Source organism: Saccharopolyspora sp. 6M, from assembly GCF_020176775.1.
Classification (GTDB): domain Bacteria; phylum Actinomycetota; class Actinomycetes; order Mycobacteriales; family Pseudonocardiaceae; genus Saccharopolyspora_C; species Saccharopolyspora_C gregorii.
Genome location: NZ_JAIUJZ010000037.1, coordinates 14,258 through 39,688, shown reverse-complemented (window position 1 = coordinate 39,688; position 25,431 = coordinate 14,258). Strand labels below are relative to the sequence as shown.

The following is a 25,431-nucleotide window of genomic DNA, read 5'->3' as shown; positions in this document are numbered from 1 at the left end:
GGACGAGGTTTCTACAGAGATGGGCATTCGCAAGCACAAGCCGACGACGCCGGGCCGTCGCGGCTCCAGCGTGTCCGACTTCGCCGAGATCACCCGGTCGGAGCCGGAGAAGTCGCTGGTGCGTCCGCTGCACGGTCGCGGCGGCCGCAACGCGCACGGCAAGATCACCACGCGGCACCAGGGCGGGGGCCACAAGCGGGCCTACCGCATCATCGACTTCCGCCGCAACGACAAGGACGGTGTGCCGGCCAAGGTCGCGCACATCGAGTACGACCCGAACCGCAGCGCACGCATCGCGCTGCTGCACTACCTGGATGGCGAGAAGCGCTACATCATCGCGCCGAACGGCATCGGGCAGGGCGACCGGGTCGAGAGCGGGCCGCGGGCTGACATCAAGCCCGGGAACAACCTCCCGCTGCGCAACATCCCGACCGGTACCGTGATCCACGCGATCGAGCTCCGCCCCGGTGGCGGCGCCAAGATCGCGCGTTCCGCCGGTGCCCGGGTCCAGCTGGTGGCCAAGGACGGCCCGTACGCCCAGCTGCGGATGCCTTCGGGCGAGATCCGCAACGTGGACGCGCGCTGCCGGGCCACCGTCGGCGAGGTCGGCAACTCCGAGCACTCGAACATCAACTGGGGCAAGGCAGGCCGCATGCGGTGGAAGGGCAAGCGCCCGACCGTCCGCGGTGTCGTCATGAACCCGGTCGACCACCCGCACGGTGGTGGTGAGGGCAAGACCTCCGGTGGTCGCCACCCGGTCAACCCCAAGGGCCGCCCCGAGGGTCGCACCCGCCGCAACAAGCCCAGTGACAAGCTCATCGTCCGGCGCCGTCGCACCGGCAAGAAGCGCTGAGCAGGGAGGTAGAAGCACATGCCACGCAGCCTCAAGAAGGGCCCGTTCGTGGACGACCACCTGCTCAAGAAGGTGGACGCGCTGAACGAGTCGGGCAAGAAGACCGTGATCAAGACCTGGTCCCGCCGGTCCACGATCATCCCGGACATGCTCGGCCACACCTTCGCGGTGCACGACGGTCGCAAGCACATCCCGGTGTTCATCACCGAGTCGATGGTCGGACACAAGCTGGGCGAGTTCGCGCCGACGAGGACCTTCAAGGGCCACGTCAAGGATGACCGGAAGTCGCGCCGCCGCTGAGCGGGGGCGAACCAAGAGCAAGGGGTAGCAGGATGACAGCCCGTTCCGACGACACCGCTGCGGCTGACACCCGCGCGGTGGCGCGGGCCCGCTTCGTCCGCGTGACGCCGATGAAGGCCCGTCGCGTGGTCGAGCTCATCAAGGGCCGTAGCGCCAGCGAAGCCCTGGCAGTGCTCCAGTTCGCGCCGCAGGCCGCCAGCGGTCCGGTGTCGAAGGTGCTCGCCAGTGCCGTCGCCAACGCGGAGAACAACCAGTCGCTCGACCCCGACACCCTGTGGGTGCACCGGGCGTACGTGGACGAGGGACCGACGCTGAAGCGGTTCCAGCCCCGTGCCCAGGGCCGTGCGTACCGGATTCGCAAGCGGACCGCGCACATCACCATCGAGGTGGAGTCGCGGCCGAAGGCGGCCGGTAAGACGAAGAGCCAGAAGGGGAGTGCCCGGTAGTGGGTCAGAAGATCAACCCGCACGGCTTCCGACTCGGCATCACCACGGACTGGAAGTCCCGGTGGTACGCCGACAAGCAGTACGCGGAATACGTTGCGGAGGACGTCAAGATCCGCCGTCGGCTCTCTCGCGGTATGGAGCGCGCAGGGATCTCCAAGGTGGAGATCGAGCGCACCCGCGAGCGGGTCCGGGTGGACATTCACACCGCCCGGCCGGGCATCGTCATCGGCCGTCGCGGTGCCGAGGCGGACCGCATCCGCGGTTCGCTGGAGAAGCTGACCGGCAAGCAGGTCCAGCTCAACATCCTCGAGGTCAAGAACTCCGAGGCCGACGCGCAGCTCGTCGCGCAGGGCGTGGCCGAGCAGCTGTCCAACCGCGTGTCCTTCCGGCGCGCGATGCGCAAGGCCATCCAGTCGGCCATGCGCTCGCCGCAGGTCAAGGGCATCCGGGTGCAGTGCGGTGGCCGGCTGGGCGGGGCCGAGATGTCCCGTTCCGAGTTCTACCGCGAGGGTCGCGTCCCGCTGCACACGCTGCGCGCGGACATCGACTACGGCTTCTTCGAGGCCCGCACCACGTTCGGTCGCATCGGCGTCAAGGTGTGGATCTACAAGGGCGAGCTGGTCGGCGGCCTGAAGCAGAAGCAGGAGCAGTCCGAGGTGCGCGCGCCTCGCGGCGAGGGTGGCGGCCGCGGTGAGCGCGGCGGCCGTTCCGAGCGCGGTGGCCGCCGTCGCTCCGGCGCTTCCGGCACCACCGGTGCCGGCGGCACCGAGGCCGGCCGCGCCGCAGCCAAGGGCGGTACGGCGGAGAGCCCGGAGCAGGCGCAGACCGCGGGCGACGCGGCGACCGCCAACGCCCCGGCCGTGGCCGAGCCGCAGGCCGATCAGAAGACGGAGGGCTGAGCAGTGCTGGTCCCACGCAGGGTGAAGTGGCGCAAGAGCCACGCACCGAAGCGCAAGGGCTTCGCCAAGGGCGGCACCCGCATCAACTTCGGCGAATACGGCATCCAGGCGATCGAGCACGGCTACGTGACCAACCGGCAGATCGAGTCGGCTCGTATCGCCATCACCCGGCACGTCAAGCGTGGCGGCAAGGTCTGGATCAACATCTTCCCGGACCGCCCGCTGACGAAGAAGCCGGCCGAGACCCGGCAGGGTTCCGGTAAGGGTTCGCCCGAGTCCTGGGTCGCGAACGTCAAGCCCGGCCGCGTCATGTTCGAGCTGAACTTCCCGAACAAGAAGACGGCTGTGGAGGCGCTGACCCGTGCGGCGCACAAGCTGCCGATGAAGTGCAAGATCGTGTCCCGCGAGGGTGGTGACTTCTGATGGCGGCTGGTGTCACCGCTGGTGAGCTCCGGGAGCTGGGCGACGAGGAATTGCTGGCCCGCGTCCGGGAGTCGAAGGAAGAGCTGTTCAACCTTCGGTTCCAGATGGCGACCGGGCAGTTGGAGAACAACCGCCGGTTGCGCGTGGTCCGCAGGGACATCGCCCGGATCTACACCATCATGCGCGAGCGCGAGCTCGGCCTGACGGTGTCCCCTGACGCGACCGAGGAGGGCGCGGCATGAGCAGCCAGGCAGAAGGACAGAGCGTGGCGCGGAACTACCGCAAAACCCGCGAGGGCTACGTCGTCTCGGACAAGATGGACAAGACGATCGTGGTCTCCCTCGAGGACCGCAAGAAGCACGCTCTCTACGGCAAGGTCATGCGCCAGACCACCAAGGTCAAGGCGCACGACGAGGCCAACACGGCCGGGATCGGCGACCGCGTTCTCCTGATGGAGACCCGGCCGCTGTCCGCGACGAAGCGCTGGCGCCTCGTCGAGGTCGTGGAACGGGCCAAGTAAGGACATCGGAAGCGGGCCGGTCGCCGGTATGTCGGCGCCCGGCCCGCTTCGGGTGATGACCGCGCGCGTCAGGTCGGAAATTTGGCGCGCCAGAGTGTGTCCGCGCGCAGGGTGCGGGCACTTAGGGTCAGGAGTCAGACGTGATCCAGCAGGAGTCGCGACTTCGCGTCGCTGACAACACTGGGGCCAAGGAGATCCTCACGATCCGCGTCCTCGGTGGTTCCGGCCGGCGCTACGCGGGTATCGGTGACGTCATCGTCGCCACCGTGAAGGAAGCCATCCCGGGTGCCGGTGTGAAGAAGGGCGATGTGGTCAAGGCCGTCATCGTCCGCCAGAAGAAGGAGAAGCGCCGCGCGGATGGCTCGTACATCCGGTTCGACGAGAACGCCGCGGTGCTGATCAAGCCGGACGGTGGTCCGCGCGGGACCCGCATCTTCGGCCCCGTCGGCCGCGAGCTGCGCGACAAGAAGTACATGAAGATCATTTCGCTCGCGCCGGAGGTGCTGTGATGAAGATCAAGAAGGGCGACACGGTCGTCGTGATCTCCGGCAAGGACAAGGGTGCCCGGGGCAAGGTCATCGCGGCCTACCCGCAGCGCGAGCGCGTCCTCGTCGAGGGCGTCAACCGGATCAAGAAGCACACCAAGGTCTCCCGGACCGAACGCGGTGCGCAGTCCGGCGGCATCGTCACCCAGGAAGCGGCCATCCACGTGAGCAACGTGATGGTGGTCGACTCCGACGGCAACCCCACTCGCGTGGGCTACCGGATCGGCGAGGACGGCAAGAAGGTCCGCGTCTCTCGCCGCAACGGGAAGGACATCTGATCATGACTACCGCAGAGAAGATCGTCCCCCGGCTCAAGACCCGGTACCGCGACGAGATCCGCCCGGCCCTGCAGCAGGAGTTCGAGTACGCGAACCCCATGCTGGTGCCCGGCGTCGTCAAGGTCGTCGTCAACATGGGTGTCGGCGACGCCGCCCGGGACAGCAAGCTCATCGAAGGCGCGGTCCGCGACCTGACCATCATCACCGGTCAGCGCCCCGAGATCCGCCGGGCCCGCAAGTCCATCGCTCAGTTCAAGCTGCGCGAAGGCATGCCGATCGGCGCGCGCGTCACGCTGCGCGGCGACCGCATGTGGGAGTTCGTCGACCGCCTGGTCACCATCGCGCTGCCGCGCATCCGTGACTTCCGCGGCCTGTCGCCGAAGCAGTTCGACGGCAACGGCAACTACACCTTCGGGCTCAACGAGCAGTCGATGTTCCACGAGATCGACCCCGACTCGATCGACCGTCCTCGCGGTATGGACATCACCGTGGTGACCACGGCCACCACCAATGAGGAAGGCCGGCGGCTGCTGCGCCACCTGGGCTTCCCGTTCAAGGAGCAGTGATGTCGGGTATCGCTGGGCGTCGAAACAAGGAGAACTGAGCCGATGGCCAAGAAGGCGCTGATCAACAAGGCCGCCCGCAAGCCCAAGTTCAAGGTGCGCGGCTACACCCGCTGCCAGCGTTGCGGGCGTCCGCGGTCGGTCTTCCGCAAGTTCGGCCTGTGCCGCGTGTGCTTCCGCGAGATGGCGCACGCCGGCGAGCTGCCGGGCGTGAGCAAGTCTTCCTGGTGAGTGCCCGCCCGCTGAGCGCCACCCGGTGACGGGTACGCTCGGCGGGCACCACCAGGTCTTTTGCCCGCTTCGGCGGGCTGGCGCGCGTGCGCGCCGCTGACATGAGCCTGCCGATCGAGCAGGCGTGATCCGACTTCGCCTAGGCCAGGATCCAGACCTCCCGCAGCGCGGGGCGCGTCCGGGTCCGTCGGAACCGGGTGAGAAAGGTGGACCAGGTCACCATGACGATGACCGATCCCATCGCAGACATGCTGACGCGTCTGCGGAATGGAAGCTCGGCTTATCACGACGAGGTCGTGATGCCGCATTCGAAGCTCAAGGCGAACATCGCCGAGATCCTCAAGCGCGAGGGTTACGTGACGGGTTCCCGTGCCGAGCAGGGCGAGAAGGGCCAGAACCTGGTCGTCGAGCTCAAGTACGGCCCGAACCGGGAGCGCAGCATCGCCGGCCTGCGACGGGTCTCGAAGCCCGGCCTGCGGGTCTACGCGAAGTCCACCAACCTGCCGAAGGTTCTCGGCGGACTGGGCATCGCGATCATTTCCACGTCGGGTGGTCTGGTGACCGACCGGCAGGCCATCAAGCAAGGCGTGGGCGGGGAAGTCCTCGCCTACGTTTGGTAAGGGAGGAGGAGCATGTCGCGCATCGGGAAGCTTCCGATCACCGTGCCCTCCGGCGTCGAGGTCACCATCGACGGGCAGGCGGTGACGGTCAAGGGGCCGAAGGGCACCCTGGAACAGAACATCGCCGAGCCCATCATCGTCGAGAAGGATGACGACGGGTCGGTCCTGGTCAAGCGGCCGGACGATGAGCGGGAGAGCCGCTCGCTGCACGGTCTTTCGCGCAGCCTGGTCAACAACATGGTGCTCGGCGTCAGCCAGGGCTACCAGAAGAACCTCGAGATCCACGGCGTGGGTTACCGCGTGCTGCTCAAGGGATCGAACCTCGAGTTCTCCCTGGGCTACAGCCACCCCATCGTGATCGAGCCGCCGCAGGGCATCGAGTTCGCGGTCGACGGCGCGACCAAGCTGTCGGTCAAGGGCATCGACAAGCAGCTGGTCGGCGAGGTCGCAGCCAGGATCCGCAAGCTGCGCCGCCCCGACCCGTACAAGGGCAAGGGCGTCCGGTACGCCGGCGAGACCATCCGCCGCAAGGTCGGAAAGACGGGTAAGTGACCATGAGCGAGACAACCACTGCTACGAAGCGCAAGCCCGTGGGCAAGGACATCTCGACCGTGCGTCGGATCGCCCGCGCCAACCGCCACTTCCGGCTCCGCAAGAAGATCAGCGGCACGCCTGCGCGTCCGCGCCTGGTCGTGACCCGGTCCACGCGGCACATCGTCGCGCAGGTCATCGACGACGTCGCGGGTCACACGCTGGCGTCGGCCTCCAGCATGGAAGCCGACCTGCGCACCCTCGAGGGCGACAAGAAGGCCAAGGCGACCAAGGTCGGCGAGCTGGTTGCGGCTCGCGCCAAGGACGCCGGGGTCGAGAAGGTCGTGTTCGACCGGGGCGGCAACGCCTACCACGGCCGCGTCGCGGCGCTGGCCGATGCCGCTCGCGAGGGCGGCCTGGAGTTCTGACATGCGTACGACTGAGATGACAACGATCGAGAGGGACGCCTGATGCCTGGACGCACTCGGCGTGACGGCGGTTCGGAGTCCGGCGGCAAAGACCGCCGGGACCGCCGCGACGGTGGCCGTGGCGGGGCGGCCCAAGAGAAGAGCATGCAGTTCGAGCGCGTCGTGACGATCAACCGCGTCGCGAAGGTCGTCAAGGGCGGCCGGCGGTTCAGCTTCACCGCGCTCGTGGTCGTCGGTGACACCGACGGCATGGTCGGTGTCGGCTACGGCAAGGCCAAGGAAGTGCCCGCGGCGATCGCCAAGGGCGTGGAGGAGGCGAAGAAGAACTTCTTCCGCGTCCCCCGCCTCGGCGGCACGATCACGCACCCGGTGCAGGGTGAGGACGCCGCAGGCGTCGTCATGCTGCGCCCGGCCAGCGCCGGTACCGGTGTCATCGCCGGTGGCCCGGTGCGCGCGGTGCTGGAAGGCGCCGGCGTGCACGACGTGCTGAGCAAGTCGCTGGGCAGCGACAACCCGATCAACATCGTGCACGCCACCGTGGCGGCGCTGAAGAGCCTGCAGCGTCCGGAGGAGGTCGCGGCCCGCCGCGGTCTGCCGCTGGAGGACGTGGCTCCCGCGTTCATGCTGCGCGCCCGTGCCGGTCAGGGGGCGTGACGTGGCACAGCTGAAGATCACTCAGACGCGTGGTCTGGTGGGCACCAAGAGCAACCAGCGGGACAGCATGCGCACCCTCGGGCTGCGCAAGATCCGCCAGTCGGTTGTTCGCCCGGACGACGCGAACACGCGTGGCCTGATCAAGGCCGTGCACCACCTGGTGACGGTTGAGGAGGTCGACTGATCATGGTCATCAAGATCCATGACCTGCGGCCCGCGCCGGGTTCGAACCGGGACAAGATCCGGGTCGGCCGTGGTGAGGGTTCCAAGGGCAAGACCGCGGGCCGCGGTACCAAGGGCACCAAGGCTCGCAAGACCGTCTCCCCGCGCTTCGAGGGCGGGCAGATGCCGATCCACATGCGGCTGCCGAAGCTTCGCGGCTTCAAGAACCGCAACCGCGTGGAGTACCAGGGCGTGAACCTCGGCCGCCTGGCCGTTGCGTTCCCGAACGGCGGCACCGTCGGTCTCGACGAGCTGATTTCGGCCGGTCTCGCCAACAAGGGCGAACTGGTGAAGATCCTCGGTGGCGGCGAGCTGGAGGGCGTCAAGCTGGACGTCACCGCGCACGCCTTCACCGGCAGCGCGCAGGAGAAGATCACTGCCGCGGGCGGTTCGGCGACCAAGCTGGACAGCTGAACGACGCGGTGATCCGGTCGTGGGGGGGGGGGGGGGGGGGGGGGGGGGGGGGGGGGGGGGCCGGGGGGGGGGGGGGGGGGGGGGGGGGGGGGGGGGGGGGGGGGGGGGGGGGGGGGCGCGCGCGGGGAACCCGGCTGTGGCGCCCGCCCGGGGGGAGCTAAAGTGGCCCCGCGGCGGCGCCCAAAAAAAGACCCACAACCCGGGGGTTTGGGGGGGGGGGGGGGGGGGGCCCGGGTGGGGGGGGGCGGCCCCTCACGCATGTGCGGGGCCGGAACGCCGGATTCTGGTGATTTCCTGGTTCTTCGCCGTTCCACCTCGCGGGCGCGAGGTGCTGACCTGCGATTCCGGTTCGTCAGCCGGGTGCGGGGCGCGCTGCGCCGCGGTTTCCGCGCCGCCGTGGTGAACGGATCGTGCCGCCGCGGTGAACGGCGGTGGTGCGCGGCCGGTCCGCTCCGCGTTCCCGACCGGGTGCGGCCGATGTCGGCGCCGAGCGGATGAGGGCCTTGCTGCGCTGGGGTTTCGTCGTTCGGCGCTCGTGGTTCCGGTCGCCGCGCGGGGCTCTCGGAGCAGTGGTGCTGCGCCGAACGGCCGCCGCGAAAAGTGTGAGCGCCCGCCGCCGTTCCGCCGAATGCAGCCCTCCCATTTGCTGGTGCAGACCAATCTCGGGCCGCTCTACCTTGATCGGGCAAGTGCCCCGAAGCACACCTCCGATCGACGAAGACCTGAGGAGCGGACATGCGGCTTCGAACGTTGCGCGCAGGACTCCCGCTGGTGGCGATGTCGCTGCTGACGGCCGCCATTCCCGGAGTCGCCACCGCGGCCGGGACCACGGACGCCGCCCCCGCGCGGCACTGCGCCTTCCACGCCGACACCGGGCAGCAGCACTGCTTCGACACCCTCGCCGAAGCCACCGGCAGCGCCGGCGCCGCCGCCGCGGACACCCGGGACGGCGAGGTCGTCCAGGGCACGCTGTTCGACGAGGAGAACTACGGCGGCGACAGCTTCACCATCTACGGCTCCGGGTTGTGCGAGAAGGACGGTTGGGTCGACTACCAGATCGACCTGCCGGACGACTGGAAGGACCGGGTCACCTCGGTGCAGCCGTGGGGCGACTGCTGGATCTGGCTGTACCCCGAGCCGGGCCTCGGCGGCGACCGCGACGGGCCGTTCAAGGAGAACACCGCCTACGTCGGTGACCTGATGAACGACCGCACCCAGTCGGTCGGGCTGAGCTGAGCGATCGGGCGGCCGGGTCTCCCCGCGGCGCGATCCGCCCCCCCCGCACCGAGTTCCGCCGCGGGCCCCGCTCTCAACGAGGAGAAGCCATGTCCCCACGCCGGACCAGCGCGGTGCTCGTCTCCGCGTTCTCGCTGGCCTCGCTGGCCTTCGCCCCCGCGGCCTCGGCCGCCGACGAACCGACCACCCGCGAGCTGATGGAGAAGTGCGACAACGGCACCGACAGCTGCGTGTTCCACCCGGAAGGGCAACCCGAGTACTACGTGGAGGACCGGCACACCGTCGGCGACCCGGTCTACAACTGCACCGACGGCCTGCAGCGGTTCTCGGTGGAGTGGTCGGACACCACCTCGCAGAGCAACAGCGTCGGCCTGTCCATGACCACGGAAGCCGGGTTCGGCAAGGTCTTCGCCGTCGCCTACGAGCAGAGCTACGAGCACACCTGGGAGGAATCGCACACCGAATCCCAGACGACCCACGTGGACACCGAACCGAACCAGGTGGGTTCGGTGGAGCGCGCCGCGCAGATGCAGAAGGTGAAGGGCACCTACGAGCTGCACTTCGAGGACAAGTTCCACGACCACTACATCTGGTACGTGCCGATGGAGATCACCGGGCCGGCCCCGGACCCGACGAGCGCGGTCAGCCAGCACGTGCGGGACATGACGGAGGAGGAGATCTCCCAATGCCCGTGACGGGAACGGCGGGCCCGCCGCCCGGCCCCCCCCCCCCCGCCCCCCGGCCCCCGCCCCCCGCCCATCGAGAAGAGGTCTCCCGATGATCCGACGCATCGCCACCGCCGCGGCCGCGACCGCCGCCGCGGGACTGCTGATCGCCCCGCCCGCCTCCGCCGCGGAGGAACCGACCGCTCGCGAACTCCTGGAGAAGTGCGACAACGGCACCGACAGCTGCGTGTTCCACCCGGAGGGCGAGCCCGAGTACTTCCAGAACACCTCGGAGCAGGTGGGCAGCCCGACGTTCAACTGCACCGAGCTGCCGCAGCGGATGGGCGTCAGCTGGTCCGACACCACCTCGGAGAGCAACAGCCTCGGGCTGTCCATGTCGACCTCGTTCGGCGAGGTGTTCAAGGTGACCTTCAAGGCCAGCTACGGCCACGAGTGGAAGGAATCCCACACCGAGAGCCAGACGACGAACATCGACGTGCAGCCGGGCGACGCCGGGCGGGTCTACTACGGACCGAAGATGCAGAAGGTGACGGGCACCTACGAGCTGCACTTCGAGGACAAGTTCTACGACCACTACATCTGGTACGTGCCGATGGAGGTCACCGGCCCGGCCGAGGACCAGCAGAGCACGGTCGTCCAGGACACCAGCCCGATGACGGAGGAGGAGCACGCCGCGAACTGCGGCTGATCTGCTCCGCTCGTCTTGCTCCGGGGGTGGGGTGGCGGAACCTCAGCGTCCTCCTCGCTGCGGGATCGTTCTCACCGGTGGCTCCGCCACCGGAGGAAACGCTGTCCTCGCGAGGAGAACGCTGAGAACCCGCGGGTGGTCCTCTTGCTCGGGTGGTCTCCGCTCATCGGCTTCGCCGCTGACATGGCGGACCGCGCGACTCTTCGTGTGGTTTCGAATTCGGGCGGTGTGGGGGTTTTCCCCGTCGCGCGGAGCGGGGTGCTCGGCCTCGGCGGTGGCGGTCACCGTGCGTCGCTCGGGTCGTTCCCAGTCGTGTTCGTCGAACGGGAACGATCCGAGGTGCGGCGGATCACCGCCGACCGGCGGGACGCGTTAGGCGACCTGCTAGAGTCGCCCAGGCAGCACCGTGCCGAGCACGGTGCTGTGGATTTTCCAGCCGTGCCGGCCCCGTGTACGAGGAATTGGGAAGCCGGCCATCGTTCGGCCGGTACTCCCGGCTTGCGCACCAGGAGGTTCGCGTGCTCGGCGCCTTCCGCTCGGCTCTGGCGACGCCGGACCTGCGCCGCAAGATCCTGTTCACTCTGGGCATGGTCGTGCTGTACCGGCTCGGCGCCACGATTCCCTCCCCGGGGGTCTCGTACCCGAACGTCCAGCAGTGCTACCAGGAGTTGCAGGGCAGTCAGAGCGTCTTCTCGCTGTTGAACCTGTTCAGCGGTGGCGCGTTGTTGCAGTTGTCGGTGTTGTCGCTGGGCATCATGCCCTACATCACCGCGAGCATCATCGTGCAGCTGCTCCAGGTGGTCATTCCACGCTTCGAGCAGCTGAAGAAGGAAGGCCAGTCCGGCCAGGCGAAGCTGACGCAGTACACCCGGTACCTGGCGATCGCGCTGGCGGTGCTGCAGGCGACCGGCATCGTCGCGCTCGCCGAGCGCGGCCAGCTCTTCCCGAACTGCACCGCGGACGTCATCCCGGACAGCTCGGTGCTGAACCTCATCACGATCGTGGTCGTGATGACGGCGGGCGCCGCACTGCTGATGTGGATGGGCGAGCTGATCACCGAGCGCGGTATCGGCAACGGCATGTCGCTGCTCATCTTCACCTCGATCGCGGCGCGGATCCCCGCCGAGGGCGGCCAGATCCTGCAGACGCACGGCGGCCTGGTGTTCGCGGTGATCCTGGTGTTCGCGGTGGCCATCATCGCGACGGTGGTCTTCATCGAGCAGGCGCAGCGCCGCATCCCGGTGCAGTACGCGAAGCGGATGATCGGGCGCCGGATGTACGGCGGCACCTCGACCTACCTGCCGTTGAAGGTGAACCAGGCCGGTGTCATCCCGGTGATCTTCGGTTCCTCGCTGCTGTACCTGCCGCAGCTGCTCGGGCAGCTCGCGGGCAACCAGGACTCCTGGTGGGCGCGGTTCATCCAGACCTACATCGTCGACCCGTCCAGCTGGGTGCACATCCTGCTGTACATGGCGATGATCATCTTCTTCGCCTACTTCTACGTCTCGATCACGTTCAACCCGGAAGAGCGGGCGGACGAGATGAAGAAGTTCGGCGGGTTCATCCCCGGCATCCGGCCCGGCAGGCCGACCGCGGAGTACCTGAGCTTCGTGCTCTCCCGGATCACGCTGCCCGGTTCGCTGTACCTGGGCATCATCGCGATCCTGCCGAACTTCTTCCTGGGCCTGACCGGCCAGGGCGGGAACCAGAACTTCCCGTTCGGCGGCACCGCTGTGTTGATCATGGTCAACGTCGGCTTGGACACGGTGAAGCAGATCGAGAGCCAACTCACGCAGCGGAACTACGAGGGTTTCCTCCGGTAAACTCGTCGGACAACGGATACCGGACACGGCGTTTCGCATCGCGGAAGCTCACTCACGGGCGTTCCGCGCAGCGCTTGCACTAGGGTGTCCGTCCGCGGCGACGTCTGACGCGGTGCCTGCCTGGGCTGAGATCCCAGGCGCACCGCACGGTCGCCGGAGCGCCGGGCAACGCGCGCGGTGACCAGCATCCGCACTCCACGGGGTGAGTGCGGAGCGCTCGACGAAGGTGGCGGCAGACCACCGGAATGATTCGGAGGCAGACCCTTGGTGCGATTGGTTCTCGTCGGCCCGCCGGGTGCGGGCAAGGGCACCCAAGCGGCCGTGCTGGGCGAACGGCTCGCCGTTCCGCACATCTCCACCGGCGACCTGTTCCGGGCGAACATCGGCAATTCCACGCCGCTCGGGCAGCAGGCCAAGTCCTACATCGACGCCGGTGAACTGGTGCCCGACGAGGTCACCAACGAGATGGTGCGGGAGCGCCTCGCGGAGCCGGACGCGCAGAAGGGGTTCCTGCTCGACGGGTTCCCGCGCACCACGCCGCAGGCCGACGTGCTCGGCGAGATCCTGGCCGAGAACGGCATGGAGCTCTCCGCGGTCCTCCAGTTCGACGTGCCGGAGGAGGAGCTGGTGAGCCGCATGCTGGCCCGCGGCCGCTCCGACGACACCGAGGACGTGATCCGGCGCAGGCTCGCGGTCTACCACTCGGAGACCGAGCCGCTGCTGGACTACTACCGCCCCAAGGTGGTCAAGATCAACGCGCTCGGTTCGGTCGAGGAGATCACCGACCGCGCGCTGGACGCGCTGGGCCAGAAGGCCTGACGAGCGGCACCGAGGAACGGACGGGAGCACGGGTGTTTCGGCGAGGCAAGGGCATCGAGCTCAAATCGACCGGCGAGATCGAGGCCATGCGGGCCGCTGGGCTGGTCGTCGCCGACGCGCTCGCCGCGGTGACCGCGAAAGCGGAGCCGGGCGTGAGCACCGGTGAGCTCGACGAGCTCGCCGAGCAGGTGATCCGGGACGCGGGCGCGGTCCCGTCGTTCCAGGGCTACCACGGTTTCCCGGCGTCGATCTGCGCGTCGCTGAACGAGAAGGTCGTGCACGGCATCCCCTCGAAGTCCGAGGTGCTCGCCGACGGCGACCTGCTCTCGGTGGACTGCGGGGCGATCCTGGACGGCTGGCACGGGGACTCCGCGGTCACGCTGTCCGTCGGCACCGTCAGCGCCCGCGACCAGGCGCTGTCCGACGCGACCCGCAAGGCCATGTGGGCCGGTCTGCAGCGCGCCCAGGCCGGTGCGCACCTCACCGACATCTCGCACGCGGTGCAGAGCGCCGCCCAGGCCGCGGCCAAGGCCGACGGCAACCAGTACGGGATCATCGCCGAGTACGGCGGGCACGGCATCGGCACCGAGATGCACATGGAGCCCTTCCTGCCGAACCTCGGCAAGCCGGGCCGCGGCCCGAAGCTGCGGGTCGGCATGGCGCTGGCGGTGGAGCCGATGCTGACGCTGGGTTCCGCGGAGACCGAGGAGCTCGACGACGAGTGGACCGTGGTCACCGTCGACGGCTCCCGCGCGGCCCACTGGGAGCACACCGTCGCGATCACCGAGAACGGCCCCTGGGTGCTGACCGCCCCGGAGAGCTGACCGGACCCGAACGCGCAGGACGCCCCGCTCGCCGATCCGGCGGGTGGGGCGTTCCGCTGTTCGGGGCCACCGGCCCGCCCGCGAGCACGCGTTCGCGGCAGGGCTGCGGCGGCAGGGGTCAGCGGGGGCGGCGGCAGACGTAGACGCGGGCCGGCGGGACGTTGCGCCACACGGTGCTGCGCGGCAGGACCTCCTCGAAGGTCTCCCGCAGCAGTTCGGTGAAGGCGATCGTGTTCCGCCGCCACAGCGTCGTCACGTAGGTGACGGTGGTGAACACGCCGCCGGGGGTCAGCGCCTTCGCGACCTCCGCGAGCAGTTCGCGCTGCTTGTCCGCCGGCAGCAGGGTCCACGGGATGCTGCTGATCACCGCGTCGACCTGGTTGCGGTTCGCGGTGCGCAGCAGGTCGCCGAGGTGCCCGGCGTCGCCCTCGATGACCTCCAGCCACGGCTTGGTCGCGGCGAGGTAGCGCACCATCTCCGAGTCGATCTCCACCGCGAAGTGGTCGGCACCCGCGGGCAGCCGTTCGTGCAGCGCGCCGCTCAGCGCCCCCGTGCCGGGGCCCAGTTCGAGGACCGTCGGCGTCCCGTGCGCGGGTACGACCTCGGCGACCGCGCGGGCCACGTGCTCGGAGGTGGGCAGCACCGCACCTACGGTTCCGGGCTGCCGCACGGCTCGCGTGACGAAGGTGCGGTACTCGTGCAGCTTGGCTCGCTTGCTCACTCGGCGCTCCTGGATCGGTCGGGCGGTCCGTGCGGCACGGTAGCGACTCGGGCGCCGCGCGCGGGCGATGACGCTGCCGTGCGGGGGAATTGCGTGCGCTGGGCGGTCCGTCCGATCAGAGCAGCGGTCGGCGGCAGATGTAGTGCAGGATCGGCGGGAGGTTGCGCCACGTGGTGTGCGTGATGACCTCGTCGAAGGTGGCGGCGAGCCGTTGCCGGAAGCGCCGCCCGCCGGTGTTGTGCTCGGCGGGCAGGTAGGTCAGCGCGGTGAACGCGCCGTGCGGGGCGAGCACCTTGGTGACCTCGCCGAGGATCCGGTCCTGGTCGGCTTCGCCCAGCAGCGACCAGGGCAGGCTGCTGATCACGGCGTCCACCTGGTCGACGCCCCGTTCGGCCAGCAGCGGGACCAGGTCGCCTGCGTCGCCGTGGACCAGCTCCATCCACGGGGCGTGCACCTGCAGGTGGCGCACCATCTCGTCGACGAGCTCGATGCCGACGTGCCGGGCCCCGGCGGGCAGCCGATCCCGGATGCCGCCGCTGAGCGAACCGGTGCCGGGGCCGAGCTCCAGCACCACGGGCTGGCCGGTGGTGGGCACCACCTGGGCGACGACCCCGGCGACCGCCGCCGAGGTGGGGGTGGCCGCGCCGACCTTCTGCGGGTTGCGCACGGCTCCGGCGAGGAAGGCGCGGTACTCGCCGAGCTTGCCGGGCAGGCCGGACGGGCGAGTGCTGGCGGGACGGTCCTGTTGGGCGGTCACTGCTCTCCTCGAAGCGCGGTTCGGTGGTCGGAACGGGATCGCTGGGGTGGCCGATGCCCTGGGCGGGCGGCCTCGCGGCTTCCCGTGGCCGGGGTGCGCGGCGGAGGCACCGGTGACCGGAGTGCCCGCGGCTCCGGGCGACGTCGTCGTCGCGCCGCCGGGTGAGATCGAACGTAGACAGCCCGCGAGCGGCCCCGCAACCGCCCGAGTGGGCGGTCCCGTCCCACCGCCGCGCCGGGACGGACCCGGCCCGCGGGCGTCCGCCGAACCGGCCGAGCCCGCCGACCTGGGGTGTTGCCCGGCCCCGGGTGAAGGCGCGATCCGCGTGCGCGTACAGTGGAGCAACGGCGCACTCATCGCGCCGGTTCGTCGTGCGTCCTGCTCGCAGGGGGCGCGTGCAGGGGGTCGGTTCCGGCTCGCTGGCCAAGTCGCCCCACGGGTGTCCAGCGGTTCACGCCGCAGGGCTCAGGGCGTCCGGACCGGCCGCAGTGCGCCTGCCACCAGTCCTGGGGGAAGTCTCCTGGTCAGGTGGCCGAAGGCGCAAGCCTTACCAACCGTCACCGTCACGAAACGCGGAGGACATGGGCAAAAAAGACGGGGCCATTGAGGTCGAGGGTCGCGTGATCGAGCCGCTCCCCAACGCGATGTTCCGCGTCGAGTTGGAGAACGGGCACAAGGTCCTCGCGCACATCAGTGGCAAGATGCGTCAGCACTACATCCGCATCCTGCCCGAGGACCGGGTCGTCGTGGAGCTCTCGCCCTACGACCTTTCCCGTGGGCGCATCGTCTACCGCTACAAGTGACCTCCACGGTGTCCGGGAGACCGGGCACGCGTCCGAGCAGGAGAGCACAGGCCGTGAAGGTCCAACCGAGTGTGAAGAAGATCTGCGACAAGTGCCAGATCATCCGCCGTCACGGGCGGGTCCTGGTCATCTGCGACAACCAGCGCCACAAGCAGCGCCAGGGCTGATCGCGTCCGTCGCAGACGGGTAGCTACAGACAATCCAAGGGAACTCCCCTGACCTGCCGGCTCGCGAGGTGAGCCGGTCGACCCCCGGTTCCAGGCCGGGGCTTCGCGCCGTCCGCGGCGCGGAGGTGGCTGGGGTTGCAGACCTGGAACGACACGAAGGAGACCTGCCGCAATGGCACGGATCACCGGTGTCGACCTCCCGCGCGACAAGCGCATGGAGGTCGCGCTGACCTACATCTTCGGGATCGGCCGCAGCCGTTCCCAGGAGATCCTGAAGGCGACGGACATCTCGTTCGACGCCCGCGCGAAGGATCTCGACGACGAGCAGCTCGCGAAGCTCCGCGACTACATCGAGAACAATTTTCGGGTCGAGGGTGACCTGCGCCGCGAGGTCGCGGCCGACATCCGCCGGAAGATCGAGATCGGTTGCTACGAGGGGACGCGGCACCGCCGCCACCTCCCGTTGAACGGGCAGCGGACGAAGACCAACGCCCGTACCCGCAAGGGGCCGAAGAAGACGGTCGCCGGCAAGAAGAAGGCCGGGAAGAAGTAAGCGTCGCTAGGAGACCACGACAGCTATGCCACCCAAGTCTCGCACCGGCGCCGTCAAGAAGGTGCGGCGCAAGGAAAAGAAGAATGTCGCGCACGGACAGGCGCACATCAAGAGCACCTTCAACAACACCATCGTGTCCATCACGGACCCGACCGGTGCTGTGATCAGCTGGGCCTCCGCGGGCCACGTCGGGTTCAAGGGCTCCCGCAAGTCCACCCCGTACGCCGCGCAGATGGCCGCTGAGAACGCTGCCCGCAAGGCCGCCGAGCACGGCATGAAGAAGGTCGACGTCTTCGTGAAGGGCCCGGGCTCGGGCCGCGAGACGGCGATCCGCTCGCTGCAGGCCGCCGGCCTCGAGGTCGGCACGATCCAGGACGTGACCCCGCAGCCGCACAACGGTTGCCGGCCGCCCAAGCGGCGCCGGGTCTGATCGCGGGAGAGGAGTAGAAGAAGATGGCACGTTACACCGGTCCCGCGACCCGCAAGTCCCGCCGTCTGAAGGTTGACCTCATCGGTGGGGACCAGGCGTTCGAGCGTCGTCCGTACCCGCCGGGTCAGCACGGGCGCGCGCGCATCAAGGAAACCGAGTACCTGCTGCAGCTCCAGGAGAAGCAGAAGGCTCGTTTCACCTACGGCATCCTCGAGCGCCAGTTCCGCTCGTACTACGAGGAAGCCAACCGCCGCACCGGCCGTACCGGCGAGAACCTCCTGCAGCTGCTGGAGTCCCGCCTGGACAACGTGATCTACCGGTCGGGCCTGGCCCGCACCCGGCGGATGGCGCGGCAGCTGGTCAGCCACGGCCACTTCGTGGTCAACGGCACCAAGGTGAACGTTCCGAGCTTCCAGGTCTCGAAGTTCGACATCATCGACGTGAAGCCGAAGTCGATCAACACCACGCCGTTCATCATCGCCAAGGAGACCTTGGGCGAGCGGCCGGTGCCGGCGTGGCTGCAGGTCGTCCCGTCGAACCTCCGCGTCCTGGTGCACCAGCTCCCGGAGCGCGCGCAGATCGACACCCCGGTCACCGAGCAGCTCATCGTCGAGTACTACTCGAAGTGATGCTTCCCGCCGGCGGCCCCACCAGGTCGCCGGCGGTGGCCGTCCGGGCGGCGGAGCCGGATTCCGCCGTCCGCCCGCGGTTCGCCGCGGGCAGCCATTCCACCGACGTCAAATAGCGGGCGTCGTAGGCAAAGGAAACTCACATGCTCATCTCCCAGCGACCCTCACTGGCCGAAGAGGCCGTGACCGAGACCCGCTCCCGGTTCGTCATCGAGCCGCTGGAGCCCGGCTTCGGCTACACCCTCGGCAACTCGCTGCGCCGCACCCTGCTGTCCTCGATCCCCGGTGCGGCCGTCACCAGCCTGCGGATCGACGGTGTGCTGCACGAGTTCACCACCATCCCGGGCGTGAAGGAGGACGTCACCGACGTCATCCTGAACCTCAAGGAGCTCGTCACGAGCTCCGAGGAGGACGAGCCGGTCACGATGTACCTGCGCAAGCAGGGCCCCGGTGAGGTCACCGCGGCCGACATCGTGCCGCCGGCCGGGGTCACCGTGCACAACCCGGATCTGCACATCGCCACGCTCAACGGCAAGGGCAAGCTGGAGATCGAGCTCGTCGTCGAGCGCGGTCGCGGCTACGTCCCGGCGGTGCAGAACAAGCAGACCGGTGCCGAGATCGGCCGCATCCCGGTCGACTCGATCTACTCGCCGGTGCTGAAGGTGACGTACAAGGTCGAGGCGACCCGCGTCGAGCAGCGCACCGACTTCGACAAGCTGATCCTGGACGTCGAGACCAAGCCGTCGATCACGCCGCGCGACGCGGTCGCGTCGGCCGGTCGGACCCTGGTCGAGCTGTTCGGGTTGGCGCGCGAGCTCAACGTGGATGCCGAGGGCATCGAGATCGGGCCGTCGCCCGCGGAGGCCGACACCATCGCGGCCTACGCGATGCCGATCGAGGACCTGGACCTGACGGTGCGTTCCTACAACTGCCTCAAGCGGGAGGGGATCCACACCGTCGGTGAGCTGGTGTCGCGCAGCGAGGCCGACCTGCTGGACATTCGCAACTTCGGTGCGAAGTCCATCGACGAGGTCAAGCTGAAGCTGGTGGGTCTGGGCCTGTCCCTCAAGGACAGCCCGCCCGGGTTCGACCCGTCGGCCGCCGCTGCCGAGTACGCCTCGGAGGGCTGGTCGGCGGACGACGACACCCCGCTGGGCTCCTTGTCGGTGGCCGAGGACAACGGCTACGACGACGGTCAGGACTACGCGGAGACAGAGCAGCTGTAGCTGTGTTGCGCGGGAGGGCCACCCGATCCGCGCCTTGAGAGGAGCAAGCGATGCCCACCCCCACCAAGGGAGCGCGTCTCGGCGGGTCGCCGGCGCACGAGCGGCTGATGCTGGCCAACCTGGCCACGTCGCTGTTCGAGCACGGCAAGATCACGACTACCGAGGCGAAGGCGAAGCGGCTGCGTCCGCTCGCCGAGCGCCTGATCACCAAAGCCAAGAAGGGCGACCTGCACAACCGTCGCGAGGTCATGAAGACCATCCGCGACAAGGACGTCGTGCACAAGCTCTTCGCCGAGATCGGTCCGCACTTCGCGGAGCGGCCGGGCGGCTACACCCGGATCGTCAAGGCGATGCCGCGTCGCGGTGACAGCGCCAAGATGGCCGTGATCGCCCTGGTGACGGAGAAGACCGTCACCGCCGAGGCGGAAGCCGCTCGCGGCACCAAGTTCGCCAAGGACGCCGAGGCCACCCCGGCTGCGGAGGAGACTCCCGCGGTCGAGGAGACCACGGCCGACGAGGCCGTCGAGGCCAAGGCCGACGACGCCGCTGAGGCAGGGGTCGAGGAGACCGCGAAGAAGGACGAGTCCTGATTCGGGTCGACGACGCCGCGGACGAGCCCGCCGCTCCCCACGGGGACGGCGGGCTCGTTCGTCTCCGCCTGGACGTGTCCTACGAGGGCACCGACTTCTCCGGCTGGGCGAAGCAGCCCGGCAGGCGCACCGTGCAGGGGCTGCTGGAGGACGCGCTGGCCAAGCAGCCCCCGGGCCGCGACGTCCCGCGCTCGGTGGTGGTGGCCGGACGCACCGACGCCGGGGTGCACGCCACCGGTCAGGTGGTGCACGTGGACGTGGTGCCGTTCGAGCCCGGCTCGACCGTGCGGATCCCCGTGGACGAGCGCGGGATCCCGGACCTGGAGCGGATGCGGCACCGCTGGAACCGGATCCTGCCGGGCGACGTGCGGGTGCTGGACGCGCGGGTGGCTCCCGCGGGGTTCGACGCCCGGTTCTCGGCGCTGCGGCGGCACTACCGCTACCAGGTCTCGGACGCGTCGTGGGGAGTCGATCCGCTGCGGCGGCGGGACACCTTGGCGTGGAACCGCCCGGTGGACGTGGCGGCGCTGAACGCGGCCTCGCTGGACCTGCTGGGGTTGCGGGACTTCGCGGCGTTCTGCAAGCCGCGGGAGGGCGCGACGACGGTGCGGGAGCTGCAGCGCTTCGAATGGGAGCGGGTGGCGGAGCACCTGATCGTGGCGCGGGTGAGCGCGGACGCGTTCTGCCACTCGATGGTGCGGAGCCTGGTGGGGGCGCTGCTGCTCGTCGGGGACGGGCGGCGCGGCGGTGGTTGGCCCGCGGAGCTCGCCGGAGCCGGGGAGCGCACCAGCGCGGTGGCGCCCGCGCACGGGCTCACCCTGCTCGGCGTGGACTACCCGGACGAGGCCGAGCTGGCGGTGCGGGCCGAACAGACGCGCGGCCTCCGCTCGCTCGGGTGAGGCTGCGCCGTCCCCCTGCTGCTCGGGTGGTGGGGCGGCGGAACCTCAGCGGCCCCCTCGCTGCGGGATCGTTTTCGCAGGTGGCTCCGCCACATGCGAAAAAGCTGTCCTCGCGAGGGAACCGCTGAGAACCCGCGGGTGGTCCCGTTGCGTGCTGGGTCTCCGCTCAGCGGCTTCGCCGCTGACAAGACACGGCCAAGACCTGCCGGGCAGCGGGAGGGTCGGGCCTGCCGGTCAGGTGCGGCGCAGGGCTTCGGTGAGCTTGACCCGGGCTCCGGTGCGCAGCACCGCGTTCGCGTAGATCCGCCCACCGAGCCGCAGCAGCACCAGCAGCGCGGCGACGCCGAGCAGCACCGACACCACGCACTCCCACGGTTCGGCGACGCCCAGCGCGGTCCGCATCGGCATCAGCACCGGTGAGAAGCCGGGCACCAGGGACAGCGCCGCGCCCAGCCGGCTCTCCGGGTCCTGCGCCAGCACGGTGACCCCCACCAGGAACGGCACCACCAGCACCATGATCACCGGGCTGACGACGCTCTGCAGGTCCTCCTGCCGGGAGACCAGCGAGGCCGCCGCCGCGAGGACCGTCGCGTACAGGTAGAAGCCGAGCAGGAACCACACCAGCGTCCACACCAAGGTCCCGGCCAGCGCGGTCGACGGCAGCGCGAGCACACCGGACCCCATGGCGGCGGCCAGCCCGATGCCGCCGATCAGCACGAACTGCGCGAGCCCGGCCAGGCCGATGCCCAGCACCTTCCCGGCGAGCAGCTGGGCGGGGCGGATGGTGGACAGCAGGATCTCCACGACCCGGCTGGTCTTCTCCTCCACGACGCCCTGCGCCACGGCCTGCCCGAACATGATCAGGAAGAAGTACAGCAGCATCCCGGCGCCCACGGCCACGCCGAGCCGTTGGTCGCGCTGGGGGTCCGCGGGTTCCAGGGTGCGCACGTCCACGTGCGCTCCGGCCAGCACCTGGTGCACGTCGGCGGGTTCCAACCCGGCCATCGCGAGCTGGGCGTCGAGGGCCTGCTGGCGCACCACCTCGTCGAGCGCGGTGCGCACCGCCGAGTCCGGTTCGCCGCGCACCACCAGGTGCAGCGCGTCCGGGGCTCCGGTGACCAGCCCGTCCAGCTCGCCGTCGGCGACGAGCCGTTCCCCGGTGGCCCGGTCCGGGATCCGGCTGCTCTCGACGGTGGTGCCGAGCCGGGCCGCGGTGCTCCGCAGCGGGGTGGCGACGGCGGTGGCCTGGCCGGTGAACCCGATCTTCGTGCTGCCGCTCTGCTGCCCGATGAAGAACATCAGCCCCGCGTAGCCGATCAGGATCACCAGGATCGCTGCCGTGCTGAGCAGGAACGATCGGGTGCGGATGCGGGTGTTGACCTCGCGGCGGGCGACGAGCCACACGGTGCGGGCGGGGCTCATGCGGCGTGCTCCTCGGTGACGACGGTGCGGAACAGGTCGGTGAGGTCGGGGCGGTCCCGGCGGAACTCGTGCACCGGCCCGGTGGCGAGCGCGGCGCGCAGCACCACCTGGTCGTCGGTGCCGTCGGCGAGTTCGAGGGTGCTGCGGCCGTGCTGCTGGCCGAGGACGCGGACGCCGGCGAGCCCGTCGGTCCAGCCGGGCGCGGCCTGCGGCGCGTGCACCACGAGCCGGGCGGGCCCCCGCTCGCGCAGCTCGTCCACCCCGCCGCAAGCGATCATGCTGCCGCCGCGGACGATGCCGACCCGGTCGCAGAGCCGCTGCACCAGGTCGAGCTGGTGGCTGGAGAACAGCACGGGGACGCCGCGGTCGCGGGTTTCGCGCAGCACCTCGCCCATCACTTCGACGGCGACCGGGTCGAGGCCGGAGAACGGTTCGTCGAGCACCAGCACGTCGGGGTCGTGCACGAGGGCCGCCGCCAGCTGGACGCGCTGCTGGTTGCCGAGGCTGAGCCGCTGCACCTGGTCGTCGCGCCGTTCCCGGAGGCCGAGCCGGTCGGTCCAGCGCTCGGCGGCGGCGCGGGCGTCGGCACGGCTCATGCCGTGCAGTTCGCCGAGGTGGGCGAGCTGCTCGGCGACCTTCATCTTGGGGTAGAGCCCGCGTTCCTCCGGCATGTAGCCGAAGCGCCTGCGCACGTCGAGGTCGAGCGGCCGGCCGCGGAAGCGGACCTCGCCGGAGTCGGCGGCGAGTACGCCGAGCGCGATGCGCATGGTGGTCGTCTTGCCCGCGCCGTTGCTGCCGACGAAGCCGAACAGCTCCCCGGGTCCCACGGTGAACACCATGTCGCGCAGGGCGGCGATCTCGCCGTAGCGCTTGGAGATGTGGTCGATCTCCAGACCGCCGTCCACCACGTGCAACGCCTCCTCCGGTCGGCTGCCGACTCGGATCATCGTCCCCGATGGCAGCGCCGGAGTGGGCGCCGGGGGAATTCCCCGCGGGTCAGCCGAGCAGACCGTGCAGGGCCTTGTCGACCAGTGCGGTCACCGCGGGCGCGGCCCGCGCTCGCAGCTCGGGGTGCATGCCGAGGCGGCTGCGGCGGTCGAGCACGTCGTCGGCGTCGAGCGCGCCTTCGTGCCGCACCGCCCACAGCACTTCGGCGGCGGTGAGCTCGGTGCCGAGTGCGACGGGGTCGGCGAGGTCCGGGTCGAGTTCGGCGAGCGCGGCGACCCGGGCGGCTTCGGTGCCGTGCCGGGCGACGAGCCGCTGCGGACCGTCGATCTCGTGCAGCCGAGCCCGTTCGGCGGCTCCGACCAGCGGGACCGCGGTGGTGCGGGACGGGCCGGCGGGCAGTCCGGCGGCGCGGACCGCGGTGTCGACGGCGTCGGCGGCCAGCCTGCGGTAGCCGGTGGTCCCCCCCCCCACGACGGTGACCACGCCGTCCGGCGAGGTGCGGATCGCGTGCTTGCGGAACAGGTCGGGGGAGTCCTTGCGGTTGCCCGCGGAGTCGTCGTACCGCGGGCGCAGCGCGGCGAACGAGCCGAGCACGTGCTCCCGGCGCAGCGGCACGTCCAGCGCTTCGCGCACCGCGGCGAGCAGCGAGTCCACATCGGAGTCGGGTGCCTCGGCGGGGACGGGGCCGGTGGCCGGTTCGGCGGCGAGCCCGAGCAACGCGGTGCCGTCGGCCTGCGGCAGCAGCGCGGTCCACCGCCCGGATTCGGCGGGCAGCACCAGCCCGGTGGCGGTGATGCCTGCCGCTTCGGCGTCCACGACCAGGTGCGCGGCGCGGACGGTGCGCAGCCGCACCTCGGGGTCGAGCTCGGCGGCCCGCGCCCCGGTCGCGTTCACCACGGCCCGCGCGGAGAGCCGCAGCCGCCGGCCGGTGCGCTCGTCGACGGCGTCCGCGCCGTTCCGGTCCAGCGCGGTGGCGCGCACCCGGGTGAGCACGCGGGCGCCGAACCCGGCGGCGGTGCGGGCCAGGGCGACGACGAGCCGGGCGTCGTCGAGGAGCTGCCCGTCGTAGCCGAGCAGCCCGCCGCGCAGCCTTCCGGCGCGCAGTCCGGGGACCAGCGCCCCCGCTTCGGCGGCCGGCACTCGGCGCGGCGCGGGCAGCAGCGCGGACGGGGTGCGGGCGGTGCGCCGCAGCGCGTCGGCCGCGTGCAGCCCGGCGGTCAGCAGTGCTTCGGTCCGGCGGGGCGTGCCCTCGTGCAGCGGGATGAGCTGCGGCAGCGTGCGCACCAGGTGCGGCGCGGTCCGCGTCATGAGCACGTCGCGTTCCACGGCGTTCTCCCTGGCCAGCGCGAGGTCGCCCGGAACGAGCCCGTGCGGCCCGGCGTGCGCGGCCTCGCCGCACCAGCGCGCGGCGCCCCGGGCCAGGTCCTCGGCTTCGACCAGCGCGACCCGCAGCCCGCGGGAGGCGGCGTCCAGGGCGATGCCGCTGCCGGTGACGCCACCGCCGACCACCAGCAGGTCCAGCGCGTCCTCGGCGGCCGCGGTGAGCTCGGTGGCGCGCCGTGCCGCGTTCAGCGAGGTGGCGCGCAGCGAACCCGCGGGCAGCGGCGTGGTGCTCATGGGGCCTCCGGGACGGTCGGTCGGGGTGCGGGGCGCAGTGCCGCGTCGAGCAGTTCGCCCAGTTCGCGGTGCAGCGCGTCGGGGTCGGTGCCGGTGGTGCCCGGCCGGGCGGAGATCACGAAGGACTGCAAGAGCAGCAGCAGCGCCCGGGCCTGCACGGCGGGATCGGAGCTCCGCACCGAGCCGTCGGCGCGGCCGTCGGCGAGGTAGTCGAGCAGGAATGCCTCCGCGGCGAGCTGGGTGCTGCCGAGGTGGTCGACGAGGTACGGCAGCAGCAGCTCGGCGTCGGTGTCGATGATCCGGCGCAGCAGCGCGGAGCGCTGGAGCTGTGCGACGACGTCGAGGAGAGCGGTGACGAGCCGCTCGCGCGCGGTCCCGCCGCTCTCCCGTTCCCGGGCGCTGCGCAGGATGCCGGAGAACTCGCAGCCCACCAGGGTTCCGACCAGCGCGGTGGCGTCGGGGAACCGCCGGTACAGCGTCATCCGGCTGATGCGGGCGCGGCGGGCGACGTCGGTGAGGGTGGTGCGCCGCACCCCGTGCGCGAGGACGCTGTCCCGCGCGGCGCGCAGGATCGCGGTGTCCTCGACGCGGTTCGCCGCGGTCCGGGTGGGAAGTCCCGGCCAGCCCGCGGCGCTGTGACGTTGCGGCGCCATGTGTAACACTGTA

At 70.4% G+C, this 25,431-nt stretch carries 37 protein-coding genes; 31 read left to right on the top strand and 6 right to left on the bottom strand.

All coding sequences use genetic code 11. The annotated features are described in order from the left end of the window. The first annotated feature begins 19 nt into the window (after window positions 1-19). The 23 genes from rplB to map all read left to right on the top strand — a co-directional run bounded on the left by rplB (window position 20) and on the right by map (window position 14,003). The gene (gene rplB, locus LCD31_RS06665) at window positions 20-853 is read left to right on the top strand and encodes a 50S ribosomal protein L2 (protein WP_224956663.1); all 834 of its coding nucleotides are present in this window, start codon (window positions 20-22) and stop codon (window positions 851-853) included. A gap of 18 nt (window positions 854-871) precedes the next feature. Beyond that, window positions 872-1,153: a 30S ribosomal protein S19 gene (gene rpsS / locus LCD31_RS06660; protein WP_224956662.1), complete on the top strand. Its 282-nt coding sequence runs from the start codon at window positions 872-874 to the stop codon at window positions 1,151-1,153. A 32-nt stretch (window positions 1,154-1,185) separates the two neighbouring features. Beyond that, window positions 1,186-1,599, top strand: a complete 414-nt coding sequence (rplV, locus tag LCD31_RS06655) for a 50S ribosomal protein L22 (RefSeq protein ID WP_224956661.1) — start codon at window positions 1,186-1,188, stop codon at window positions 1,597-1,599. Then, window positions 1,599-2,498 (top strand): 30S ribosomal protein S3, encoded by a 900-nt coding sequence (gene rpsC / locus LCD31_RS06650; RefSeq protein WP_224956660.1) that lies wholly within the window; start codon window positions 1,599-1,601, stop codon window positions 2,496-2,498. The genes rplV and rpsC overlap by 1 nt, the downstream gene beginning before the upstream one ends. A gap of 3 nt (window positions 2,499-2,501) precedes the next feature. After that, complete coding sequence (rplP, locus tag LCD31_RS06645) at window positions 2,502-2,921, top strand: 50S ribosomal protein L16 (protein WP_224956659.1); 420 nt, start codon at window positions 2,502-2,504, stop codon at window positions 2,919-2,921. Further along, window positions 2,921-3,163 carry a 50S ribosomal protein L29 gene (gene rpmC, locus LCD31_RS06640; RefSeq protein ID WP_224956657.1) on the top strand — a complete coding sequence of 81 codons (243 nt, stop codon included), beginning with the start codon at window positions 2,921-2,923 and terminating at the stop codon, window positions 3,161-3,163. The genes rplP and rpmC overlap by 1 nt, the downstream gene beginning before the upstream one ends. Next, complete coding sequence (rpsQ, locus tag LCD31_RS06635; RefSeq protein ID WP_224956655.1) at window positions 3,160-3,441, top strand: 30S ribosomal protein S17; 282 nt, start codon at window positions 3,160-3,162, stop codon at window positions 3,439-3,441. The genes rpmC and rpsQ overlap by 4 nt, the downstream gene beginning before the upstream one ends. A 140-nt stretch (window positions 3,442-3,581) precedes the next feature. Further along, on the top strand, window positions 3,582-3,950 hold the full coding sequence (gene rplN / locus LCD31_RS06630; protein ID WP_224956653.1) for a 50S ribosomal protein L14: 369 nt from the start codon (window positions 3,582-3,584) through the stop codon (window positions 3,948-3,950). Further along, entirely contained in the window at window positions 3,950-4,264 is a 315-nt protein-coding gene (gene rplX, locus LCD31_RS06625) for a 50S ribosomal protein L24 (RefSeq protein WP_224956651.1), read from the top strand. Before rplN ends, rplX begins: the two co-directional genes overlap by 1 nt. A 2-nt stretch (window positions 4,265-4,266) precedes the next feature. Next, window positions 4,267-4,830: a 50S ribosomal protein L5 gene (gene rplE / locus LCD31_RS06620; RefSeq protein WP_224956649.1), complete on the top strand. Its 564-nt coding sequence runs from the start codon at window positions 4,267-4,269 to the stop codon at window positions 4,828-4,830. 42 nt (window positions 4,831-4,872) lie between these two features. Further along, a complete protein-coding gene (locus LCD31_RS06615) occupies window positions 4,873-5,058 on the top strand; it encodes a type Z 30S ribosomal protein S14 (protein WP_184476381.1) in 186 nt (61 codons plus the stop codon). A 221-nt stretch (window positions 5,059-5,279) separates the two neighbouring features. Further along, window positions 5,280-5,678, top strand: coding sequence for a 30S ribosomal protein S8 (gene rpsH, locus LCD31_RS06610; RefSeq protein WP_184476384.1), 399 nt, complete (start codon window positions 5,280-5,282; stop codon window positions 5,676-5,678). Window positions 5,679-5,690: 12 nt separating this feature from the next. Further along, window positions 5,691-6,230 (top strand): 50S ribosomal protein L6, encoded by a 540-nt coding sequence (gene rplF / locus LCD31_RS06605; protein ID WP_224956647.1) that lies wholly within the window; start codon window positions 5,691-5,693, stop codon window positions 6,228-6,230. A 2-nt stretch (window positions 6,231-6,232) separates the two neighbouring features. Further along, a complete protein-coding gene (gene rplR / locus LCD31_RS06600) occupies window positions 6,233-6,637 on the top strand; it encodes a 50S ribosomal protein L18 (RefSeq protein ID WP_255614166.1) in 405 nt (134 codons plus the stop codon). A 42-nt stretch (window positions 6,638-6,679) separates the two neighbouring features. Further along, window positions 6,680-7,291 carry a 30S ribosomal protein S5 gene (gene rpsE / locus LCD31_RS06595; RefSeq protein WP_184476393.1) on the top strand — a complete coding sequence of 204 codons (612 nt, stop codon included), beginning with the start codon at window positions 6,680-6,682 and terminating at the stop codon, window positions 7,289-7,291. A 1-nt stretch (window position 7,292) separates the two neighbouring features. Continuing rightward, entirely contained in the window at window positions 7,293-7,475 is a 183-nt protein-coding gene (rpmD, locus tag LCD31_RS06590; protein WP_224956643.1) for a 50S ribosomal protein L30, read from the top strand. 2 nt (window positions 7,476-7,477) lie between these two features. Continuing rightward, on the top strand, window positions 7,478-7,927 hold the full coding sequence (gene rplO, locus LCD31_RS06585; protein WP_224956641.1) for a 50S ribosomal protein L15: 450 nt from the start codon (window positions 7,478-7,480) through the stop codon (window positions 7,925-7,927). A gap of 735 nt (window positions 7,928-8,662) precedes the next feature. After that, window positions 8,663-9,163: a hypothetical protein gene (locus LCD31_RS06580; protein WP_224956639.1), complete on the top strand. Its 501-nt coding sequence runs from the start codon at window positions 8,663-8,665 to the stop codon at window positions 9,161-9,163. Window positions 9,164-9,252: 89 nt separating this feature from the next. Beyond that, window positions 9,253-9,858, top strand: coding sequence for a hypothetical protein (locus LCD31_RS06575; RefSeq protein WP_224956637.1), 606 nt, complete (start codon window positions 9,253-9,255; stop codon window positions 9,856-9,858). Window positions 9,859-9,940: 82 nt separating this feature from the next. Next, entirely contained in the window at window positions 9,941-10,537 is a 597-nt protein-coding gene (locus LCD31_RS06570) for a hypothetical protein (RefSeq protein ID WP_224956635.1), read from the top strand. Window positions 10,538-11,055: 518 nt separating this feature from the next. Then, window positions 11,056-12,360: a preprotein translocase subunit SecY gene (gene secY, locus LCD31_RS06565; RefSeq protein WP_224956633.1), complete on the top strand. Its 1,305-nt coding sequence runs from the start codon at window positions 11,056-11,058 to the stop codon at window positions 12,358-12,360. Between the two features lie 264 nt (window positions 12,361-12,624). Then, complete coding sequence (locus tag LCD31_RS06560) at window positions 12,625-13,179, top strand: adenylate kinase (RefSeq protein ID WP_224956632.1); 555 nt, start codon at window positions 12,625-12,627, stop codon at window positions 13,177-13,179. Window positions 13,180-13,211: 32 nt separating this feature from the next. After that, complete coding sequence (gene map / locus LCD31_RS06555; RefSeq protein ID WP_224956631.1) at window positions 13,212-14,003, top strand: type I methionyl aminopeptidase; 792 nt, start codon at window positions 13,212-13,214, stop codon at window positions 14,001-14,003. 118 nt (window positions 14,004-14,121) lie between these two features. Here the strand turns inward: map and LCD31_RS06550 are convergent, their stop codons facing one another. After that, window positions 14,122-14,724 carry a methyltransferase domain-containing protein gene (locus LCD31_RS06550; RefSeq protein ID WP_224956630.1) on the bottom strand — a complete coding sequence of 201 codons (603 nt, stop codon included), beginning with the start codon at window positions 14,722-14,724 and terminating at the stop codon, window positions 14,122-14,124. A gap of 115 nt (window positions 14,725-14,839) precedes the next feature. Continuing rightward, a complete protein-coding gene (locus LCD31_RS06545; protein ID WP_224956629.1) occupies window positions 14,840-15,481 on the bottom strand; it encodes a methyltransferase domain-containing protein in 642 nt (213 codons plus the stop codon). Between the two features lie 581 nt (window positions 15,482-16,062). Between LCD31_RS06545 and infA the strand changes: the two genes are divergently transcribed. The 8 genes from infA (at window position 16,063) to LCD31_RS06505 (ending at window position 20,778) form a co-directional block, all read left to right on the top strand. Next, complete coding sequence (infA, locus tag LCD31_RS06540) at window positions 16,063-16,284, top strand: translation initiation factor IF-1 (protein WP_009948665.1); 222 nt, start codon at window positions 16,063-16,065, stop codon at window positions 16,282-16,284. Window positions 16,285-16,337: 53 nt separating this feature from the next. After that, window positions 16,338-16,451 carry a 50S ribosomal protein L36 gene (gene rpmJ / locus LCD31_RS06535; protein ID WP_184476415.1) on the top strand — a complete coding sequence of 38 codons (114 nt, stop codon included), beginning with the start codon at window positions 16,338-16,340 and terminating at the stop codon, window positions 16,449-16,451. A gap of 172 nt (window positions 16,452-16,623) precedes the next feature. Further along, on the top strand, window positions 16,624-17,004 hold the full coding sequence (gene rpsM, locus LCD31_RS06530; RefSeq protein ID WP_224956628.1) for a 30S ribosomal protein S13: 381 nt from the start codon (window positions 16,624-16,626) through the stop codon (window positions 17,002-17,004). 25 nt (window positions 17,005-17,029) lie between these two features. Continuing rightward, the gene (gene rpsK / locus LCD31_RS06525) at window positions 17,030-17,434 is read left to right on the top strand and encodes a 30S ribosomal protein S11 (RefSeq protein ID WP_224956627.1); all 405 of its coding nucleotides are present in this window, start codon (window positions 17,030-17,032) and stop codon (window positions 17,432-17,434) included. Window positions 17,435-17,457: 23 nt separating this feature from the next. Then, window positions 17,458-18,063 carry a 30S ribosomal protein S4 gene (gene rpsD, locus LCD31_RS06520; RefSeq protein ID WP_224956626.1) on the top strand — a complete coding sequence of 202 codons (606 nt, stop codon included), beginning with the start codon at window positions 17,458-17,460 and terminating at the stop codon, window positions 18,061-18,063. A 143-nt stretch (window positions 18,064-18,206) separates the two neighbouring features. Continuing rightward, window positions 18,207-19,289 carry a DNA-directed RNA polymerase subunit alpha gene (locus tag LCD31_RS06515; RefSeq protein WP_224956624.1) on the top strand — a complete coding sequence of 361 codons (1,083 nt, stop codon included), beginning with the start codon at window positions 18,207-18,209 and terminating at the stop codon, window positions 19,287-19,289. Window positions 19,290-19,339: 50 nt separating this feature from the next. Next, window positions 19,340-19,879 (top strand): 50S ribosomal protein L17, encoded by a 540-nt coding sequence (gene rplQ, locus LCD31_RS06510; RefSeq protein ID WP_224956622.1) that lies wholly within the window; start codon window positions 19,340-19,342, stop codon window positions 19,877-19,879. 68 nt (window positions 19,880-19,947) lie between these two features. Beyond that, complete coding sequence (locus LCD31_RS06505) at window positions 19,948-20,778, top strand: tRNA pseudouridine(38-40) synthase TruA (RefSeq protein ID WP_224956704.1); 831 nt, start codon at window positions 19,948-19,950, stop codon at window positions 20,776-20,778. 234 nt (window positions 20,779-21,012) lie between these two features. Here the strand turns inward: LCD31_RS06505 and LCD31_RS06500 are convergent, their stop codons facing one another. Genes LCD31_RS06500 through LCD31_RS06485 form a run of 4 tightly spaced genes read right to left on the bottom strand, consistent with a single transcriptional unit; the run spans window position 21,013 to window position 25,418 of the window. Beyond that, window positions 21,013-22,200, bottom strand: a complete 1,188-nt coding sequence (locus LCD31_RS06500) for an ABC transporter permease (protein WP_224956621.1) — start codon at window positions 22,198-22,200, stop codon at window positions 21,013-21,015. Next, complete coding sequence (locus LCD31_RS06495) at window positions 22,197-23,147, bottom strand: ABC transporter ATP-binding protein (RefSeq protein WP_224956620.1); 951 nt, start codon at window positions 23,145-23,147, stop codon at window positions 22,197-22,199. Before LCD31_RS06495 ends, LCD31_RS06500 begins: the two co-directional genes overlap by 4 nt. A 49-nt stretch (window positions 23,148-23,196) precedes the next feature. After that, window positions 23,197-24,765 (bottom strand): glycerol-3-phosphate dehydrogenase/oxidase, encoded by a 1,569-nt coding sequence (locus LCD31_RS06490; protein WP_224956619.1) that lies wholly within the window; start codon window positions 24,763-24,765, stop codon window positions 23,197-23,199. Continuing rightward, window positions 24,762-25,418 carry a TetR/AcrR family transcriptional regulator gene (locus LCD31_RS06485; RefSeq protein ID WP_224956618.1) on the bottom strand — a complete coding sequence of 219 codons (657 nt, stop codon included), beginning with the start codon at window positions 25,416-25,418 and terminating at the stop codon, window positions 24,762-24,764. Before LCD31_RS06485 ends, LCD31_RS06490 begins: the two co-directional genes overlap by 4 nt. Window positions 25,419-25,431: the final 13 nt, after the last annotated feature.